Raw genomic sequence first — 20,516 nt, 5'->3', positions numbered from 1 at the left:
GATGCAAGCGACTTTATCGACCGACAAACCAATTCATCATTCTGAGCAAGAATTATCGCAAAGGCTTCCCAACGACAATTACGGGCTTGAAGCGATCGTTTACGTAGGTCAGCAATTTCATAAGAAATCCAGCATCTCGCAGCTTAAACATGCGTTAGGGATAAGTCATGCCCGCCTCTCTGACATGGAAATGAGAGAGGCCGCCGATTATCTCGGCCTCAAAAGCCAGATAACAAACATACACATTCAAGAGTTTGCTACGCTTCCACTCCCAGCACTGATCGACAATCAGGGGCGCTGGAAAGTCATGACACAAATCGATGACAAACACTGGACCTTGTACAATCCCGAAACACAAGAGCTGCAAATCCAGCCACTCTCAGCTCCGGATTCTGAAACAAGCTATAAAGTCATGCTGATTGCCGATGAAGCATTAAGCACAAAAGAGGTCAAATTTGGTTTAAGTTGGTTCGCACCTTCTATTCTTCGTCAAAAAAGCCAACTGCGAGATGTCTTTTTTTATGCGATTGCACTCCAGGTGTTTGCACTGGTTAGCCCAATGCTGTTTGAAAATCTCATTGATAAGGTACTCGTTGGGCGAAGTCTCTCAAGCTTGCATGTGCTGGCGCTGGCGATGTTAGCGTTAGCGATAGCTGAGCCAGCATACAGCTATTTACGCAATACCATTTTTGGTCATCTTGCTAGTCAAGTAAATGCCGAGCTTTCAGGGCGACTCTATCGGCATTTGATTGGCTTACCGTTAACCTATTTCAAGCAGCGTCAAACAGGGCAAATTATTGCTCGCGTACGTGAAATGGCGCAAATTCGTCAGTTTCTGACGGGTTCGACTTTGATGCTATTGCTTGATCTGATTTTTGTCTCCGTCTTTCTCGCTGTCATGTTTCATTACGCCAGCACGCTAACTTGGTTAGTGATCGGCTCACTGGCGATTTATTTTCTGCTGTGGTTGATTGCAGGACCATTGATCCGCAAAAAAGTCGAGTCTGAGTACGAGTCCGATGCTAACGCAACAACGTTTTTGACCGAAGCCGTTACCGGTATTGAAACCATCAAAACCACCGCTACGGAACACCGTTTTCTTGAGCAGTGGCAACGCATTCTGAGCCAGCAGTTAACCCGCAGCTTCAATGCACAAAAATCCGGTTTAATTGCTGGACAAGCTATCGCGCTGGTACAAAAACTGACGGCGGCACTGCTGCTTTGGTGGGGAGTTAGCGCGGTACTCAAGGGGGAAATCACACCCGGTCAGCTTGTCGCCTTCAATATGCTCGCAGGCCATGTGACTCAGCCTGTCCTGCGACTGGCACAAATTTGGCAAGATTTTCAGCACACGCTCATCGCGTTAAGACGAGTCGGTGATATTCTCGATGAGCCAAGAGAAAACAGTAAACAAGGCTTAGCCTCTGTGCCGGAACTCGAAGGCGGTATTGAATTTAGTAACATTCGCTTTCGTTACCACCAAGATGCTCCTGAAGTGCTGGCCAACCTATCACTCAAGATCAAACCAGGGCAATTTATTGGTATCACTGGCCCTTCTGGCTCAGGAAAAAGTACACTCACCCGTTTGCTGCAGCGTTTGTATGTACCTCAGCATGGACAAGTTTTAGTTGATGGAATGGATCTTGCGATTGCTGACCCAGTTTCTCTGCGTCGTAATATGAGCGTAGTATTACAAGAAAGCATCTTATTTTCAGGCAGTGTGGCGGACAATATTCGATTATGTCAACCACAAGCCACCGATGAAGCAATTCGCCACGCAGCTCAGCTTGCCGGAGCATTAGAATTCATTGAAGGTCTACCACACGGTTTCAACCAACCCGTTGGCGAAAAAGGCAGCGCACTGTCTGGTGGCCAAAGACAACGTATTGCGCTCGCTAGAGCTCTGTTGGTCAACCCCAGAATTTTATTACTTGATGAAGCGACTTCGGCACTCGACTATAACTCTGAAGCCGCGATCATGAGCAACATGGATGAAATATGTCGTGGTCGGACCGTGATAAGTATCGCCCATCGACTCAACACCATTCGCCATGCTGACAACATTTTTGTGTTAGACCAAGGCCAAGTCGCCGAAAGTGGTACTCATGAAGAGTTGCTTACACAGCAGGGGCTATACGCTAAGCTCTGGAAGCAGCAAGTCGGTGAATAAATTGGTTGCTTGAGCCACGCCACGGTAAACTTGGATCCGCTTTGTCTTGCTCAAACTTACCATCAATTAATACATCAATATAATCGAGCACTTGGCGCTGTTGAGCGTTCAATTCAGATAAACGGTAACCCGTCCATAACCAAATATCTTTACCCGGGCATTCCTGATTAACTCGTTGCACCAAAGCTAAAATGGTAGGGACATTACTCGGATGTAAAGGGTCGCCACCGGACAGTGACAAACCCCGCTTAATAATGCGCTGATCATTGAGATCAGCAATGATCTGATCGGCTAATTGCGTAGTAAATGGCAAACCAGAAGTCAACGACCAAGTGCTTTGGTTATAACAACCTTTACATTGATGCACACAGCCAGAGACAAACAAAGTGCAGCGAGTCCCCGGCCCGTTCACCACATCAACGGGATAATATTGATGATAATTCATAGCTCAACCACTGATGATCTGATGAAAAAAACCGTCATAGGTGCTTCACTCGTCGCTTGACTTCTTCTTGTTTGCCGAAGTTAAACGGTCTTGCATCTGGACTACCAAGATAACCACAAACTCGGCGCGTGACCGACACTTTTGCCGAGTCATGATTACCGCATTTCGGACAGACAAACCCTTTGCTGGTACAAGAAAACTCACCAGTAAAACCGCACTCATAACACTCATCTATCGGCGTGTTGGTGCCGTAGTATGGCACTCGGCTATAGCTGTAATCCCAGACGTTTTCCAATGCTTCAATATTAAGCTGCATATTAGGAAACTCGCCATAACAGATAAAACCACCACTGGATATCGCTGGGTATGGCATTTCAAAATCAATTTTATCGTATGGATTAACTTTCTTTTCAACATCCAAGTGGAAACTATTGGTGTAATAACCTTTATCGGTCACACCAGCAATAATCCCAAACTCTTTGGTATCAATTTGGCAAAATCGACTACATAGATTTTCGCTTGGCGTTGCGTACAAGCTGAACGCGTAGCCGGTTTCTTCTTTCCATAGATCAACCGCGGCACGCAATCTACTAATAATGTGCAGCGCATGATCTCTTAATGTGGGGCTATCATAGACATGCTTATCATTACCGAATAACGCATTAATGGTTTCATGTAGGCCAATATAACCCAATGAAATCGACGCGCGGCCATGTTTAAATATTTGCGCAATCGTATCATCGGCTTGCAAACGAACCCCACAAGCCCCTTCCATATAAAGAATCGGCGCAACCCGTGCTTTAACATTCTCTAAACGGTTAATCCGAGTCTCTAAGGCTCGACGAGCCAGCAGTAGTTGCTGATCTAATAAACGATAGAACTGATCTACATCACCCTTGGCTTTAAGTGCAATACGTGGCAAGTTTAAACTCACCACACCTAAGTTATTACGCCCTTCATGAACAAGCTCACCCTGCTCTTGATATGTATTGAGGAAGCTTCGACATCCCATCGGGGTTTTAAATGAACCGGTAACTTCAACCACTTTGTCGTAATTAAGAATATCAGGGTACATACGCTTCGACGCGCACTCTAAAGCCAGTTGCTTAATATCGTAGTTAGCATCACCGGGTTTATGGTTTATCCCCTGCTTAATTGCAAAGACTAACTTAGGAAACACGGCGGTTTTACGATTTTTACCAAGCCCAGCAATACGATTTTTTAAGATAGATTGCTGAATTAAGCGCGCTTCCCACGATGTCCCTAAACCAAAACCAAAGGTGACAAAAGGGGTTTGCCCATTAGCTGTGTGCAAGGTATTGACTTCATATTCCAATGATTGAAACGCGTCATAACACTCTTTCTCAGTACGTGACATGGCGAAATCCTGCGGTATAGCAATGCTCCATTCTTCCGCAATCGCCAAATGTTTGTGATAACTTGCCGTCACGTAAGGGGCGAGCACTTCATCAATACGGTTGATTGTGGTGCCACCGTAAATATGGCTAGCGACTTGGGCGATAATTTGCGCGGTTACGGCAGTGGCGGTAGAAATCGATTTCGGTGTATCAATCTCCGCATTGCCCATCTTGAAACCATGAGTGAGCATCCCCTGCAAATCAATCAGCATGCAGTTAAACATTGGGAAAAATGGCGCGTAGTCAAGGTCGTGATAGTGGATATCACCTTGCTCATGGGCTTGTACAATGTCTCGTGGCAGAATGCGCGTCTTAGCGTAGTGTTTAGCGACAATCCCCGCTAATAAGTCACGCTGAGTTGGGATTACTTTACCGTCTTTATTGGCATTCTCATTGAGTAGATCAGCATTGCTTTCTTCAATCAGACCTTCAATTTCTTTAGTTAAGGTGCTCTGCTTTTCTCGGGCAATATCGCGATCGTGACGATATTCAATGTAGGAGCGGGCTAAGCCTTTATACGGCCCCTGCATCAGTTCATTCTCGACTAAGGTTTGAATCTCAGCAATATGAACCTGCTGCTGTCCCTCAAGTTGTAATTCAACCGCTAACGCGACATTGAGTGCATAAATAGCAATCTCGCTGGTGACTTGTTCAGCCGCGCTTTCTACCGCCGCTTGAATACGATCTCGGCTAAACGACGCTTTAGAGCCGTCACGCTTGATTACGATTGGTTTCATTATCTCTCCTTACCCAGCATATCCACACGCTTATCCACAAATACATCATATAGGCACAAGCTTGAACCACTGACACTATATGTTGTGGCGTATTAGACGAAAAGTGACTTTGGTTCGTATTGATTTGGATCAATAAAAATCAGACCATGGATAAGAAGAAGACGATAATTAGGTCAATGATCTCAATCTATTGAGAAACGATGAAAATAGGCATTTTCTCAAACAACGTATTGATTTTTTAAAAAGCCTGCTAGGCTAAGGACTTAAGATTCAACGGATGAAAATAACCATGATAACCCGATTTCTGTCACGATTGGCTCTCTGTGTGATACTGCTCAGCTCATTTGGTAGCTATGCACAACCGATCAGTATCACAACCTGGAATATAGAATGGCTGAACTTAAATCTCGATGCGCCTGACGATAAGGGCAAACGTAGCGAAACGGATTTTCAAGCCTTGTCTCGACATTTTCAGCGTTTCAGCACTGATGTACTGGCGTTTCAAGAAGTCGATAGTGTTGCAGCGATACAAAAAGTGGTCGGCAATGATTATCGGATTGTCTTGTCTGACCGTGCCACGTCACGACATCAACAACATCAATTTAGAACACTCAATCAATACACTGGCTTTGCTATCAAATCGGCGATCCCTTTTGCAACACCAGCTGATATTGATCTCTATGGACGGGCTAATCATAAACTGCGCTTCGCCACGTATGTGATTCTCTATCCTGATACTCGAAAAGAGATGCATTTATTGGCTGTGCATTTAAAAGCCGGATGCGCTGGAGCCTTTCATCCCAATGCTGACAGTTGCCAGACTTTAAAAACTCAGGGCAGAGCACTCAACCATTGGCTACAAGAACGAGAGCGCAATCAACAGCAATCTATCATCTTAGGCGATTTTAATCATAATCTCGCTTACCATGGGGATTGGCTATGGAAAATAATTAACCAAGAGTTAAACGAGCCAGTGCAACTCGCGACTCAAGAAACGCCCGCACACTGCCAAGTTCGCTCTCGCCGTCAGCCAGATACACTGCACCGTTTTCGTTCGTTAATTGATCATATGATTGTCAGCAGCCAAGTCGTGTATCAACAGGTACAACAAATCGTTTTTCCTGCTGATGAAGTGCTGCGCTACCGACTGAGTGATCATTGTCCGATCAATGGTCAATTTCACTGGTAATTCTTTTACAGTCTATTAAGACCAGATAAAAAATAGGCGTATTGAATGACATTTTTCAATACGCCATAGACCTAAACATCTTAAATAACTAACAGATCGTCACTAATTTTTGGTTTTTAGCCATTGTCCCATGACGAATAAACCGGTCAACATAGCCACAAAAAATACCCATACGTCACGGTTACCTAGTGCCAAACTTGACACTGCTGGCCCAGGGCAGATGCCTGCTAACCCCCATCCTAAGCCGAAAATAACCGCGCCGCTAATCAGACGACTATCGAGATGGGGATTATTCGCCAGACTAAAACTCGAGGCATTAAGCGGCTTAGCTTTTGGTTTGATCATAATGAAATAAGCCGGCATAAAGACCAATAACGCACCGCCCATCACAAACATTAGGCTTGGATCCCAAGCGCCAGTAACATCTAAAAAGCCTATCACCTTGGTCGGATCCGCCATACCAGAAATCACCATACCGAGACCAAACAATAAGCCGGTTACCAGTGACGTAAAACGAAATAAGAACGTATTCATGATCTATCCTTACTAATAAAAGGAGTTATGCGTTTAAAGAAGATGCAAACGGACAAAGACGGTAATGCCAGCAACCAACATAAAGATCCCCGTCGCAACAATAGAGCGCAGTGACAAACGCCCAATCCCACAAATTCCATGACCACTGGTACAGCCATTACCTAAGCGAGTCCCTAAACCAACCAGTAAGCCAGCGATGATGAGCATCCCTGTACTCGATGAATACTGCAAAGGCACCTCGGCGGCGAATAAACGAACCCCAAACACGCCTCCCACCACTAAGCCAATAATAAATAACCAGCGCCATGCAGTATCTTGCGCTTTAGGGGTGAACAAACCACCAAGAATACCACTGATCCCAGCGATTTTACCGTTCAATAACAGCAATAAAGTCGCTGAGACGCCAAGCAACATTCCGCCGAATAGCGAATACCAAGGAATTGAAAATGTCATAATTACCTCATCATGAATTAGCGTTATTTGGGTGACAAAAAATGTGTTGTAAACTGGCAATCAGTTGTTGAACACGCTGATCGGCCAAAGAATAAAAAACTTGTTGAGAGCGTTTACGTGCGCTGATCAATCGCTGTTTACGCAGTAAAGCAAGATGCTGCGATAAGGCTGATTGACTCAATAAAGACGCTTGTTGTAACTGAGCTACCGCGACTTCACCTTCAATCAACTGACACAGCACCATCATCCGTTCAGGATGAGCCATAATTTTTAATAATTCCGTGACCTCATCAATATGAACTTGCATTTGATCAATATTTATCTCAGCCATACGCTTCTCTCCGGTCACACTGTCAACATAATAGTAACCAAACATTAAATTAGTCAACACTTATTTAGCTAAATAAAAATTAGATAAATCTAATTAATAACCTTATACTGTTGTCAGTATTTTTAAGAGCTAACTATTTTTTTAGAAGCTAGAAGAGGTAATTATGACCAAGATCGTTATTATTGGTGGCGTCGCAGGTGGCGCATCTGCCGCAGCCAGAGCTCGCCGTTTAAGTGAAGATGCAGAAATTATCATGTTTGAACGGGGGTCGTTCGTTTCATTTGCTAATTGCGGCTTGCCTTATCACATCGGTGGCGATATTCAAGATCGCAGCAAATTGCTACTACAAACACCAGAAAGTTTTCTCGCTCGTTTTAACGTGGATGTACGAGTGATGAATGAAGTGATAGCGATCAATCGCTCAGAAAAAACGGTTACCGTGAAAAACCTTGTCGACGGCACAGAATATCACGAATCCTATGATTTCTTACTCCTTAGCCCAGGGGCAAGTCCAATAGTTCCTCCTATTGCTGGTCTTGATAATCCACTTACCCATTCGCTACGTAACATTCCCGATATGGATCGCATTATCCAAACGATCCAGATGAATAAGCCCACTCACGCAACGGTAGTGGGTGGTGGTTTTATTGGTTTAGAAATGATGGAAGCTTTTCATCAACTTGGTATTAACACCACGCTGATTGAAATGGCTGACCAAGTCATGACCCCCGTCGATAGAGAAATGGCAGGTTTTGTCCACCATGAAATTCGCCGTCAAGGCATCGATTTACGTTTAGGAGTCGCCTTGCAATCGGTTGAATTTATTGCAACTACTTCCATTGCGAATACCGACGCTGGCGAGCAAGCTTCTACTCAGCATTTATGTGGTCAACTTTCATTAACATTAAGTAATGGCGAATCGTTAACCACTGAGCTATTGATTATGGCAATAGGCGTGCGGCCTGAAACCACACTAGCGCAACAAGCAGGATTAGAGATTGGTCAACTCGGTGGTATCTGGACTAACGCAGAAATGCAAACCAGTGATCCTTTCATTTACGCCGTTGGCGATGCGGTTGAAGAGCAAGACTTTGTAACAGGTAAACCAACACTCGTGCCACTAGCAGGCCCAGCGAATCGGCAAGGTAGAATGGCAGCCGACAATATGTTCGGTCGCAAAGAAACGTATCAAGGCACACAAGGCACCGCTATTTGTAAAGTCTTTGATCTTGCCGTTGCTTCAACGGGTAAAAACGAAAAACAGTTAAAGCGTGAAGGGATCGAATACGAAAAAGTCTACGTCCACACCGCTAGCCATGCCAGCTACTACCCGGGAGCAGAAATTGTCTCATTTAAAATGTTATTTGATCCCAATAACGGCAAAATATTCGGCGCGCAAGCGGTTGGCAAAGACGGAATTGATAAACGTATTGATGTGATGGCCGTAGCGCAACGCGCTGGTATGACAGTGGAACAACTTCAGCACCTAGAGTTGACTTACGCACCACCATACGGCAGTGCAAAAGATGTGATTAACCAAGCAGCCTTTGTGGCTACAAACCTGATGAAAGGTGATGCAAAAGCGATTCACTTTGATCAACTCGCAACCCTGAGTGACGATCAGATCATTTTAGATGTGCGCAATCCTGAAGAACGCCAAGAAGGGTGTTATCTACAAGGGGATATCAATATTCCGGTTGATCAATTACGCCAACGGCTTAATGAGCTACCTAAAGACAAAGAGATCATCATCTACTGCCAAGTTGGGTTACGCGGTAATGTCGCTTATCGCCAGTTAGTAAACAATGGCTTTAAAGCTCGCAATTTGATTGGTGGTTATCGTACTTATTTTTATTCCAAAGTGTGATGTTATCAAATATCAATACCAGCCAAAGATAGCTGGTATTGATATATTTGGCTTTCAAAACTAACACTGATTGTTTACATAAATAGCTATACCCAAACAACTTGGAGTTGCCGATATCGAGTCCCCATGAGCATAGGCAAGCTATGTGACTGGAGTAAACGAACGTAGCCAACCCTCTGCTGCTTCAGGTAGAAGAGGATATAAGTTATAAAATTCAATACTCAAGTATTAAAAATGCCCCTGTAAATAACTTGAAGGAACTGGGGGTTACCTAACAACTATAAGCACAGGAGCAAACCGGTGATTAGGCAGGTAATCGTATATGCTGGCTCATTTCTTCTCTAACTTGAGGAACGGTTAAACCAACAATAATTTGAAAACTGTCGCCATTTCTCACCACATTTACTGCTCCATGGTGTTGAAAGAATTCTGTTTCAGCAACGTTTTCTGGATAATGTACTTTTACTCTTAAGCGAGTGGCACAGTTAGTCAGTAACGCAATATTTTCTTTACCTCCTAACCCCTCAATAAAGGCCAGCGCTTGGCTGTCTTCGCTAGTGTTCGCTTCCTCACCAACCGCCGCACCTTTTTTAAAATCAGATTTAGTGTATAGCTTAGCTTGCGCATCACCACGCCCAGGAGTAGGAATATCGTATTTTAAAATTAAGGTACGAAAAACAACGAAATAGATAGCGGTAAAACTTAAGCCAATGAAAACTTGAATGATATAAGTTCCAGCATGATTGCTGCCCAAAGGTAGCCAGTTTTGGAACACAAAATCAATCAAACCTGTCTGGAAGTTACCTGACACACCAAACCAATAAGCAACCGTTGCCATGGTCGCCGATAACGCAGCGTGTAAAGCAAACAATAGCGGAGCAATAAATAAGAAAGTAAACTCAATCGGCTCAGTGATCCCGGTGAGTATGGCCGTCAAAGACGCGCCCAGAACTAAACCCAACACCATTTTTTTGTTGTTTGGCTTCGCTGTAGAATATAAAGCGAGTGCAATACCTGTACAACCAAAGACTTTACCCATCCCGGTTAACATCAAACCCCCTTGAGGAAACTGCTCGGTCAATGGCGCTGGGTTAGCCGCAAACTCTGGAATATGTTGAATCCAATAGGCAACCGTCCCACCATCCACAGCCACAGGGCCATAAAACACCGGACCATAAACAAAGTGATGTAATCCTGTTGGGATCATAATTCGCTCAAGGAAGGTGAATGCCCACACCCCAAATGAACCAGCAGAGACTAAAAAGGTTTGTAAGTTATTGATGCCATGTTGAATGCTTGGCCACACTAAACAGGTGACGATCGCCAGCAACACCATAATGGGAAAGCTAATGATGACGACTAATGGGGTGCCGCCAAACACCGCCGCCCAGTTTGGTAATTTTTTGTCAAAGTAGCGGTTGTGAACCCATACCGAGATCCCTGCAATCACAATTGCACCAATCAAGTTAGTATCCAGGGTTAAAATTCCGCCAATATCCGTTAAACCACGCTCACCCGCGACATAATTCACCCCTAATTCTGGCCCCCAAAATTGTAGTATCCCACCCACTACATAATTAAAGGTAATGTAAGAAACTAAAGTAGCCAGTACCGCACGGCCAGAGGCTGATTTTGCCAAGGCGATCGGTAATCCCACCGCAAACACCAAAGACATATTTTTAAATACTGCCAATGATGCCTGCAATAAGATAGTGGATACTTTTACCCAAGTACTCCCTTCAACAGCCCAAGGAAATAAATCTTGATTGAGTAACATAACTGAGAATCCAAGCAGCATCCCAGCGGCCGGAAACAATAGCACTGGAACAAACATCGCAGCGCCAAAACGTTGGATCATATCTTTCATAATGACCTCATCCTTTGGTTTATCTTATAAAATAGGCCCGGATAACTGGGCCTGATAATTTATTGAAATTGAGGTAAGTAGGAGGCATTTTCTACTAATAATTTATCCACGATGGCCTGTGCCGTCGGCACATTTACCACGGTGCGATTTAGCGTTAAAGCGTTAACCAAAGTTTGACGACAACCACTAAACCAAGCATCAACCACTAATTTTTCATAACCCAATTGAGTTTCGATCATGGCTTTTTGGAAGGTTGGAATATGGCCAACCGCAAAAGGTTTCGGGCCGTCATTGGTCAATGCTGCTGGTACTTCAACCATGGCATCGGATTGAATGTTTGCAATTGCACCTTGGTTCGGCACAATCACAAGATAGGTTTCTCCAAGATTATAGGCTAGTGAAGCAGCAACTCTGACCATATAGCGGCCGTGAATATCGGCATGTAACTGCTCATTCTGTGCTGTGCCCGCTTCAATAATGCGTCGGTTAAGTTCAAACACTCGCTTTTCTCGACCATTAATCACTTGACGGGCACGAGTGTTATTAATGTCTTCTTTGGCAACCATTTTTTCTGGATAGAGATAATACTGCAGGTAGGTATTAGGCAAAAATTGCGGATTATCACGTAACATGGTCTGCATATTTTTAAATGTTGCTTGCCATGAAGGATCATCGGCAATTTCGGCATCCACGGCACTGATCCCTTGCTCAAGGATAATGTGTTTAATCTTATCGGTCAGATCTTCCCCTTGGCGATTACGAATTTTAGTAAACCATCCATAATGGTTGAGGCCAAAATACTCTGGAACCAAATCCCAAATTTCGCAGTTAAGTAGCTGAGCATAGCTGACCATGATCGCCGCTGGCATATCACAGATATTAAGAATTCGTTTGTCGTCAGGAAACTCTCGATTTAAGGCTTCTGCAACAATGGCTGCCGGATTGGTATAATTTAAAATCCATGCATCCGGAGCATAATCGCGGATCTCATTAACTAAGGTGATCATGTCACCAATAGAACGCAGTCCATAAGCCATACCACCTGCCCCACAGGTTTCTTGACCGACACAACCGAATGAAAGCGGAATTTGCTCATCACGTTCCCGCATCGCTAGGCCACCGGTACGGATCTGAATAAAAAAGAAATCACTATCGCTAAACGCTTCTGCTTTGTCCGTGGTATAGATAAATTCTTCAACTTCTGGATAGGCTTCACGCAGAACAATTTCGGTCGCTAAAGCATTCGAAGCCTGGCGCTGTTCATCAATATCATAGAAAGTAATTTTACTGAGTGGAAAATTCTCTTTCTCTGCAATCAAGCTATTGATCATGCCTAATGTATAGGTACTACCCGCTCCAACGATGGTGAGTTTTTGTTTTTTCATGCTGTTATCCTCATTCTGTAACCAGCCACTTTGTATTGTTAAAGTACCAAACAAATAATACATTAGTAATACATATTAGGGTGTTTTTTGATCCGCACGACACTAGCCTATCGAAAATGTATTTTAAATGTATTAACGATCACAGTTTTGCTATCATAGCTAGCATTAATGAAAGGAGGACTTGCGTGGACAAACCAAGATATTTACAGATTGCCGATCAATTGATCGCAGGTATCAAAAGTGGTGAATACAAACCGGGAACACTGCTCCCCACAGAAGCAATACTACAAAATACATTTTCGGTGAGCCGCGTGACGATTCGTAAAGCCATGGAGATCTTGGTTGAACAAGATTTACTTGTTCGTGTCAGAGGGAGTGGTACTTACGTCAAAGCACCAAAAACTCAACATAATGCCTTTGAGTTAAGCGGATTTATTGAAGAAGTGTCAGCACAAGGCAGAGAACCGTCTTCGCAAGTGATCACATTTGAAATTCAGCCCTGCAATGCTTCAATTGCCCAAAAATTACAACTAGAAGAAGGGCAACTTATCTACGCCGTACAACGCTTGCGTTTGATCGATAAAGAACCGGAAATTTTAGAGTGCACTTATTTACCGGTCGAAATGTTTACCGACTTAAGTTTAGAAGTGATGCAAACCTCAAAATATGATTATATTGAGAATCAAAAAGGACTGACGATAGCCTTAAGCCGACAAGTCATTTGGCCGGATACAATGACCGAAAAGCTAGCTTCTTTACTTAATAGCGAGGTGGGAGCCCCTATCCTTCGCGTCGAATCGGTGGGTGAATTAGTTGATGGTCGACCGTTTGAATTTACTATTAACTATTTTAGGCTCCATCAATACAGTTTTGAGTTTGTTGCGCATCGTAAACGTTAACTCAAATATACCCGAACAACCTACCTATCGATAATAAAAAGCCCGATATGCAATCGGGCTTTTTATTAGAATAACATCACTTTAGAAACCTAATGGTAATCCGAGAGTGAAGAAAGCAATCAGTAATACTGTCCAAGAGACTAAGAAAGCAACAGAATAAGGGATCATCATCGCAATCACATCACCAAACGATAGCTCCGGTTTGTACTTACGCATAAAGGCTAAAATAACTCCAGCATAACTCATCATCGGCGTAATGATATTGGTTGATGAATCCGCAACACGATAGGCCGCAGCCACTAAATCTGGCGTCATATTCGGGTTTACTTGATACAGCATAGGTACAAAAATAGGGCCTAATAACATCCATTTCGAGGTTAAACCACCGACAAAGAGGTTAATTACCGCCGTGGTCAGCAAGAAACCAACAATCAATAAGATCGGGAATTTTTGCAGCCCAAGGGATTGCAAGAAGGTCGCACCAAGATAGGTAATATAAGTGCCAAGACCGGAATAACTAAGCAGAGCCAAGAAGTTATAGCAGAAAAAGGTCAAGACTAAGATATAGCCCATCGTGTTCATCTGCTTAACCATCGCTTGTACGACGTCTTGAACTTTCTTGAATTTACCGCTCGCGACACCAAAAAACACACCAATAATGGTAAAAACTAAGGCAATCAATAAAATGACATTATTCAGGTACGGCGTAACTTCACGGCCAGAGGCATCAGTATAGGTTGCTAATGGGCCAACAATCAGTCCCCACACCATTAACAGCGCAAGAACTAGACCCACTCCTGCAGCGCGTAATCCCTTTTGCTCTTTCTCAGTAACCTTAAAGTCATCTAAATTCAAATCTTCAGGAAGCTGATAACTCATCTTCTCTAAGCGTGGAGTTACGAAACGTTTTGTCACCCAAGCACCAACAACGGCAAGCAAAATGGTGGAAACAAAAATAAAATAATAGTGCATTGTTGCAGGATTAAGCGCCTCTCCCGCCGCATTCACAAACGGCACACCTTGCGCTTCAGCAAAGACTCGGGCATTAACGCCGATGATCACGTCTGAAGGCGTAGCGGGGATCAAGTTGGCACTAAAGCCGGCAGAAACACCCGCAAATGCCGCACTCATACCGATTAGTGGGTTTTTACCTAAACCAGCGTAAAGCATACCAGCTAAAGGAATTAAGACTAAATAACCCGCATCACTGGCGATCGAGCTCATAATCCCTAAAAAGACCAGTAGCAAAGGTAACCAACGATCACTGATTTTAGTGCCTACTCGTTTGATTACGGTGCTCAATAAACCGGAATGCTCGGCAATGCCGACACCAATCATGACGATCAAAATGACGCCCAGAACACCGCCACCAAAGGCTAGCCAGTTTTGCAGTAACGCATTATCAAATACCCAACGCACGTGCTCGGTTGCCAGCATGTTTTTAATGCTGTGCGTGGTGCTCGCGCCATCCGCTCCCGTGGTTACAAACTGCACACCATTCATCACTCCAGTGAGGAGTAGGCAGACAGCAAATAACACCATAAATATCACAATAGGGTCTGGGATTTTCTGTCCCGCAAGGGCAATAAAACGCAGTACACCACGGCCTTGCGTTGATTCCTTATCCGCGATTTCACTCATTGATTTCTCTATCCTTATGTCATCCATTAAAATCATAGCTATGCTCAAACTACTTCACTGCAGCACCTATATCGACCTAGATCATTGGGATGAATGAGGGCGTATGAGGATGTTTATGCAGCCATTGCTATCAGTAGTAAGAAAGTGAGCCGAGTCATTGCGATGAGCTGATTCAGTATTTCAGCAGACTAACCGAGGTTACTGTTCATCAACTCAGCATATATCACCAAGTAAATTGCATTAACCTTAGCAATGCTGCCGCAGAGTAAATCAAAAGTTAATGGAACATTTCAAGCATTATCTATCAATAAAGGTCATAAATGATTAAAAATGAGTACTAATATCAGTATTTGTTGAAGAAAACTGTCACAAGAAGGGAGGGAAAGTAAGCCTACGGTTTAATTTATATACAGAATGATTCTCTTCAAAACAGGCTCAATTAGCGAGATATCTTCTAGCTACCTGATTTCACCTGATCTGAATGATCGATCTTTGATAACCTAGCGCGTTAAAAACTCAAACGGCGCAGCCATAACTAGGCACTGCGCCGCTGGTTTATCTCACAAACCATAAACACGTTGTGATTATTAACCTTTACTATCTGCCTGCCCTTGGGGGTTGGTTACGGAAAGGGTTTTACCTTGGATCTCTTTAGGTAAAGCAAGCGTGAACGATTCCCACATCGGCATACGACGACACATATCTTGTTTAACGCGTATCACCGATACCGTTGCTGCTTGTCGGTGGATTGAATCGATTTGTAGCGCAAAATGATCCGCTTGACTGCATCCATTACCTAGCGCTTCAAAGGCGATATGATTGGGATTAACTTGATAACTCAGTAGAGGAATTTTATCTCCAACTACTGGGTCAGTTGCTGCACTCTCTGCACCGCTGCAAGCGCTCAATATGAATACTAATAATGTACTGAATACGACTCTTATCATAATCTCACTCCTTTACGAAAACGGAACCAGCCGAGTAAACCTAACCCAAATAAAGACCAACCGATACTGCCGCCTGAACCAGAAGAAGAAGGCAAATCTGGTTTATCACGTTCAAACACCAAGAAAAGCGATAATTCATCATTCGAGCGGTCAGTCGTCACCACTAACTGTTGTACCTCGCGAATATCATCCAGTTGAGTAAACAGTTTTTTTGAGGTTGAGGTTAGATGGATACTACAGCTATTAGAAGGCTCTAAAGTCTTACCAATACAAGTATTGGTTGTTATAGTGAGCTTGGAATCAGGCTCAAGTTCTATGTCAAGAATAGACCATGCCGTATCAGAGGTATTCTCTATGACAAGCTTTTCCTCTACGGTTGGTTGAGTCACTTTACGATAAGTATATTGGGTATAACTGATACCCGATTCTTTTATCTCAGCGATCCAATCTTGAAAATAAGCAACATTAGCATAAACCCCATAGGCGTTTGGCTGAGCGCAGCCATTTCCCCAACTCACCACACCCACCTGCTCAATGCTACCATTATGGCTGTACACTAATGGGCCGCCACTGTCCCCTTGGCAAGAATCTTTTTTACCCTCTGGAAAGCCAGCACAAATGGCATCGTCACCAATATCGCTATAATCACCACCAAGATTTTGGCAAGTTGCCCTCGGCACATAAGGCAAATCAACTTGTCTCAACACTGATGGATATTGGGGTGTTTGATTACGATCTGATATCGTATTTCCCCAGCCCATGACTGTTAGAAGTTGCCCTTCCGACAGATCTCCTTCAGTTGTTTTTAGTGCTACTGCGTCAGCATTAGGTTTCGGCTTTAACTCAATCAAAGCAATATCATTGCTGTAATCACTAGCATCTGCATATTTTTCATTTACATAAACTGCTTTAATCTCGGCACGTTCACCTTCAATGCTCGCTCTCAGCAGATCATGCACGCCAATATGCACATGGAAATCGTTAAAGTTGATTCTCTCCACACAGTGGGCAGCGGTCAACACCCAGCCATCACCTAAGTAACTCGCCCCACAAAATTGTCCTTCATAACTATTGCTCGCTTGATTTCTTATCAACGCAGTCATAAAAGACCATTGACCTTTTTCTGCTGGTTCTCCACCAATAATACGACTCGAAAAACTGGTTTGCATTTCTGTCGATTCTGTTGCCACTACTGGCCCAGCAACCAATCCAGCGGCCAATAAAAGACCTATTGTGTTACGCATAAATAATCCTTACCCCTCATCCTTATGATATGCATCCAGTATAATTTTAGTGGCTGATAAATATAGCAACTTTTTGTATGTGTTTGTATTTTTTAAACATATCTAGATAACGTCTCTTCCATTAAAATAGCTTTCGCCTATTAATAGGATAGACATAAGCAATTTTCTTTTATCAACTCAAAGTGGGAATATACTTACCGAGCGCAACACATTGCGAAATCAAAAACTTACAGAAAAGGAAAGTAAAGAATGATTAACACTCAAATCAAACCATTTAGCGCAACTGCATACAAAAACGGTGAGTTCGTAGAAATCACAGAAAAAGATGTTCTCGGTAAATGGGCCGTGTTCTTCTTCTATCCAGCTGACTTCACGTTTGTTTGTCCAACAGAACTTGGTGACCTTGCTGATCACTATGAAGAGTTACAAAAACGCGGTGTAGAAGTGTTCTCTGTATCGACAGACACTCACTTCACTCACAAAGCATGGCACGACAGCTCTGACACTATCGGCAAAATCAACTACTACATGGTAGGCGACCAAACCGGCAACATCACCAACAACTTCGGTGTAATGCGTGAAGGTCAAGGTCTAGCAGACCGTGCAACTTTCGTTATCGACCCAGAAGGTACTATCCAAGCGATGGAAATCACTGCTGAAGGTATTGGCCGTGATGCACAAGACCTCATGCGTAAGATCAAAGCAGCACAATACGTGGCTTCTCACCCAGGTGAAGTGTGCCCTGCAAAATGGAAAGAAGGCGAAGAAACGCTAGCGCCATCTTTAGACCTTGTAGGCAAAATCTAATTCTCATTAACGCTGATAGCGAACCTGTGGTGTTAAACCACATCCGCAAGCACAGACGTTAACCGATTAAGAGCAGGCTGGGTGTTTTACTCTGACGACCTAAATGCCTAGCTTGCTCTCTCTTAAAGACATTCATCCAGAGTGGCCATTTTTTTCAACGTATTCGACAAGGTGTTTCTATGTTAGACCAAGCGATTAAACAACAATTAAAACAATATCTCAGTAATCTGAAACAAGACGTCCGTTTAGTGGTCAGCCTCGATGAAAGTAAAGCAGCGCAAGACATTCTAGCTCTGGCTAATGACATTGCTGAACTCAGCCCATTAGTTTCGGTCGAGCGTGACGACAATGCCAGTGCGCGTAAGCCTATCATGACCGTCAGTAACCCAGATAAAGCAACTCAATTAAGTTTTGCTGGTGTGCCTATGGGCCATGAATTTACCTCTTTAGTTCTCGCTCTACTCCACTCTGGTGGTCATCCCATGAAACTAGAGCCAGAAGTAATTGAGCAAATTGCCCAGTTAAACAAAAAATTAGACGTAGAGATTTTTATTTCACTGTCTTGCCAAAACTGCCCCGATGTCGTGCAGGCGTTCAATATGATGTCGGCAATTAATCCCGACATTCGTACTACGATGATCGATGGCGCTCTATTCCAAGATGAAGTCAAACAGCGCGACATTATGGCGGTGCCAAGCGTATTCGTAAACGGTGAACTGTTTGGTCAAGGGCGCATGAGTCTAACTGAAATTCTACACAAGTTAGACGATGGCGCAGCCGAAAAAGCAGCGGCAAGCCTCAATGAAAAAGCCCCTTACGATGTGCTGGTTGTTGGTGGTGGTCCAGCCGGTGCAGCAGCAGCGATTTACGCGGCTCGTAAAGGCATTCGCACCGGTATTGTTGCCCAGCGTCTTGGTGGTCAAGTCATGGATACTATGGCTATCGAAAACTTTATTTCAGTCAAACATACTGAAGGTCCGAAGCTTACTGCTAACCTAACTGAGCACCTAAAAGAGTACGGCGTAGACATCATTACTGAACAGCAAGCCGATAAATTAATGGGCGCAGAATTTACTGATGATGGACGCATTCATGTCGGTTTACAAAGCGGAGCCAGCCTTAAAAGTCGCAGCGTGATTTTAAGCCCCGGCGCTCGCTGGCGTGAAATGAACGTACCAGGAGAGCAAGAATATCGCAATAAAGGCGTGGCTTACTGCCCACACTGTGATGGTCCATTATTTAAAGGCAAAAGAACCGCAGTGATCGGTGGTGGTAACTCAGGTATTGAAGCGGCGATTGACTTAGCGGGTATCGTTGAGCATGTTACGGTATTAGAGTTTGCAGATACTTTGCGCGCTGACCAAGTATTAATCAACAAAGCTAACTCATTGCCAAACGTCGATATCATCACGATGGCGCAAACCACTGAAGTGATCGGTGACGGGACACGAGTTACCGGATTGAACTACAAAGATCGTCATACTGATGAAATTAAACACATTGAATTGTCGGGGATCTTTGTGCAAATCGGTTTGGTACCGAACACCGAATGGCTGAAAGATTCCGCGGTTAACTTATCACCGCGTGGTGAAATTGAAATCGGCAGTCGCGGTGAAACCAGTCTTGAGGGGGTATTTGCCGCAGGTGATGCGACAACGGTTCCTTACAAACAGATCATCATTGCGATGGGCGAAGGGGCTAAGGCCAGCTTAGGTGCTTTTGACTACCTTATCCGTCAACAGAACTAACCTCACCTGATGACGACTCTGACTCTTGCGATGCGGCTGACTCCTTTTCTAGGTCGCTATCGTAGGAGTCTTTTTTTTGCCATGAATTTAATCGCGATCTGGCTTTTAGTCTAATTTTTAGCAGAAAAGCTCTGTTTCAACCTTTGCCGGCTGTTAGCCATGCTGATGATACGAACAAAATCTCCGCGCTTAGCGCTTTATTGATACGTTTAGGTTGACTTTTCAGTGTAACTTTTTAGCATGAGGTTTTTCCTTGATGAGAAATTTTTCATGTCAGACACGACTCAAACTGAAGCACCGATCGTTAATTTGGATACCGTATCCCCTGAACTGCGTCAGGTGATTGAATTTGACCAAGTACCCGAGCAAATGTACAACATGGTGGCTTCGATTCATGAAGTCTCAGAAGAGGTCGTTAGAGAAGCATGGAATAGCCTGCCTGCTAGTGCGCAAAATATCCTTGATAACTTTGAGCAGTTCCATGCGCTGATTTCAGTAAGCCAAGCGTTTGCAGGTGTCAATGTAATGGAAGAGTTTCCAACGCTGAAGTTACCAAAAGACATGAGTGAGCAAGACAAAGAAGAATACCGTGCTGAATTACTCGATCAAGTCTTACATAACTGCGTTAAAGACATGGTCAAGCAAATCAAGAAAGCCCGTCGTGATCCTATTTTAAAACGTGATTTTAAAGACGTGTTTGTTAAATAGTTCAATAACCATCGATACCTAGCTCGCCGTTATCTAACCGTAATCGCGAGCTTTTTTATTTTCTAGTTCCGCAGATCATTTCACTTTTCTCCTTTCTGCCGGCTGATTGTTATCACTACCAATAAC

At 43.8% G+C, this 20,516-nt stretch carries 17 protein-coding genes; 7 read left to right on the top strand and 10 right to left on the bottom strand.

Annotated features, from left to right (window positions below; genetic code table 11):
* The first annotated feature begins 1 nt into the window (after position 1).
* Positions 2-2,170 (top strand): type I secretion system permease/ATPase, encoded by a 2,169-nt coding sequence (locus BSR11_RS14835; protein ID WP_072671103.1) that lies wholly within the window; start codon positions 2-4, stop codon positions 2,168-2,170.
* Here BSR11_RS14835 and nrdG read toward each other — a convergent pair.
* The gene (gene nrdG, locus BSR11_RS14830) at positions 2,139-2,615 is read right to left on the bottom strand and encodes an anaerobic ribonucleoside-triphosphate reductase-activating protein (RefSeq protein ID WP_072671102.1); all 477 of its coding nucleotides are present in this window, start codon (positions 2,613-2,615) and stop codon (positions 2,139-2,141) included. The two genes, BSR11_RS14835 and nrdG, sit on opposite strands and share 32 nt — an antisense overlap.
* Before the next feature lie 34 nt (positions 2,616-2,649).
* Positions 2,650-4,770 (bottom strand): anaerobic ribonucleoside-triphosphate reductase, encoded by a 2,121-nt coding sequence (nrdD, locus tag BSR11_RS14825; RefSeq protein WP_072671101.1) that lies wholly within the window; start codon positions 4,768-4,770, stop codon positions 2,650-2,652.
* 289 nt (positions 4,771-5,059) lie between these two features.
* Here nrdD and BSR11_RS14820 point away from each other — a divergent pair, with 289 nt between their 5' ends.
* On the top strand, positions 5,060-5,959 hold the full coding sequence (locus BSR11_RS14820; RefSeq protein WP_072671229.1) for an endonuclease/exonuclease/phosphatase family protein: 900 nt from the start codon (positions 5,060-5,062) through the stop codon (positions 5,957-5,959).
* 102 nt (positions 5,960-6,061) lie between these two features.
* Here BSR11_RS14820 and BSR11_RS14815 read toward each other — a convergent pair whose 3' ends face one another.
* From BSR11_RS14815 to BSR11_RS14805, 3 genes are read right to left on the bottom strand one after another with little or no spacing between them, the layout of a single operon-like run.
* Positions 6,062-6,493, bottom strand: coding sequence for a YeeE/YedE family protein (locus BSR11_RS14815; protein WP_072671100.1), 432 nt, complete (start codon positions 6,491-6,493; stop codon positions 6,062-6,064).
* A gap of 33 nt (positions 6,494-6,526) precedes the next feature.
* The gene (locus BSR11_RS14810; protein WP_072671099.1) at positions 6,527-6,946 is read right to left on the bottom strand and encodes a YeeE/YedE family protein; all 420 of its coding nucleotides are present in this window, start codon (positions 6,944-6,946) and stop codon (positions 6,527-6,529) included.
* A 10-nt stretch (positions 6,947-6,956) separates the two neighbouring features.
* The gene (locus BSR11_RS14805; protein WP_072671228.1) at positions 6,957-7,277 is read right to left on the bottom strand and encodes an ArsR/SmtB family transcription factor; all 321 of its coding nucleotides are present in this window, start codon (positions 7,275-7,277) and stop codon (positions 6,957-6,959) included.
* Positions 7,278-7,440: 163 nt separating this feature from the next.
* Between BSR11_RS14805 and BSR11_RS14800 the strand changes: the two genes are divergently transcribed.
* A complete protein-coding gene (locus tag BSR11_RS14800; RefSeq protein WP_072671098.1) occupies positions 7,441-9,144 on the top strand; it encodes an FAD-dependent oxidoreductase in 1,704 nt (567 codons plus the stop codon).
* 304 nt (positions 9,145-9,448) lie between these two features.
* Here the strand turns inward: BSR11_RS14800 and BSR11_RS14795 are convergent, their stop codons facing one another.
* Both BSR11_RS14795 and BSR11_RS14790 read right to left on the bottom strand, forming a co-directional pair.
* Entirely contained in the window at positions 9,449-11,011 is a 1,563-nt protein-coding gene (locus tag BSR11_RS14795) for an alpha-glucoside-specific PTS transporter subunit IIBC (RefSeq protein WP_072671097.1), read from the bottom strand.
* 59 nt (positions 11,012-11,070) lie between these two features.
* Positions 11,071-12,396 carry a 6-phospho-alpha-glucosidase gene (locus BSR11_RS14790; protein WP_072671096.1) on the bottom strand — a complete coding sequence of 442 codons (1,326 nt, stop codon included), beginning with the start codon at positions 12,394-12,396 and terminating at the stop codon, positions 11,071-11,073.
* Positions 12,397-12,581: 185 nt separating this feature from the next.
* Here BSR11_RS14790 and BSR11_RS14785 point away from each other — a divergent pair, with 185 nt between their 5' ends.
* Complete coding sequence (locus BSR11_RS14785; RefSeq protein WP_072671095.1) at positions 12,582-13,295, top strand: GntR family transcriptional regulator; 714 nt, start codon at positions 12,582-12,584, stop codon at positions 13,293-13,295.
* Between the two features lie 81 nt (positions 13,296-13,376).
* Here BSR11_RS14785 and BSR11_RS14780 read toward each other — a convergent pair whose 3' ends face one another.
* The 3 genes from BSR11_RS14780 to BSR11_RS14770 all read right to left on the bottom strand — a co-directional run bounded on the left by BSR11_RS14780 (position 13,377) and on the right by BSR11_RS14770 (position 17,127).
* Positions 13,377-14,936 (bottom strand): AbgT family transporter, encoded by a 1,560-nt coding sequence (locus BSR11_RS14780; protein WP_072671094.1) that lies wholly within the window; start codon positions 14,934-14,936, stop codon positions 13,377-13,379.
* Between the two features lie 587 nt (positions 14,937-15,523).
* Positions 15,524-15,883: a hypothetical protein gene (locus BSR11_RS14775; RefSeq protein ID WP_072671093.1), complete on the bottom strand. Its 360-nt coding sequence runs from the start codon at positions 15,881-15,883 to the stop codon at positions 15,524-15,526.
* Positions 15,880-17,127, bottom strand: a complete 1,248-nt coding sequence (locus tag BSR11_RS14770; RefSeq protein WP_072671092.1) for a S1 family peptidase — start codon at positions 17,125-17,127, stop codon at positions 15,880-15,882. The genes BSR11_RS14775 and BSR11_RS14770 overlap by 4 nt, the downstream gene beginning before the upstream one ends.
* A gap of 249 nt (positions 17,128-17,376) precedes the next feature.
* Between BSR11_RS14770 and ahpC the strand changes: the two genes are divergently transcribed.
* The 3 genes from ahpC to BSR11_RS14755 all read left to right on the top strand — a co-directional run bounded on the left by ahpC (position 17,377) and on the right by BSR11_RS14755 (position 20,390).
* Positions 17,377-17,934, top strand: a complete 558-nt coding sequence (ahpC, locus tag BSR11_RS14765; RefSeq protein WP_072671091.1) for an alkyl hydroperoxide reductase subunit C — start codon at positions 17,377-17,379, stop codon at positions 17,932-17,934.
* Between the two features lie 179 nt (positions 17,935-18,113).
* Positions 18,114-19,682 (top strand): alkyl hydroperoxide reductase subunit F, encoded by a 1,569-nt coding sequence (gene ahpF, locus BSR11_RS14760; protein WP_072671090.1) that lies wholly within the window; start codon positions 18,114-18,116, stop codon positions 19,680-19,682.
* A gap of 270 nt (positions 19,683-19,952) precedes the next feature.
* Positions 19,953-20,390, top strand: coding sequence for a DUF3069 domain-containing protein (locus BSR11_RS14755; protein WP_004396583.1), 438 nt, complete (start codon positions 19,953-19,955; stop codon positions 20,388-20,390).
* The last annotated feature ends 126 nt before the right edge of the window (positions 20,391-20,516 follow it).

The organism is Vibrio injensis, assembly GCF_001895205.1.
Lineage (GTDB): Bacteria > Pseudomonadota > Gammaproteobacteria > Enterobacterales > Vibrionaceae > Vibrio > Vibrio injensis.
The sequence above is the reverse complement of the archived record's forward strand: the minus strand, read 5'-3'. Positions and strand labels throughout refer to the sequence as shown.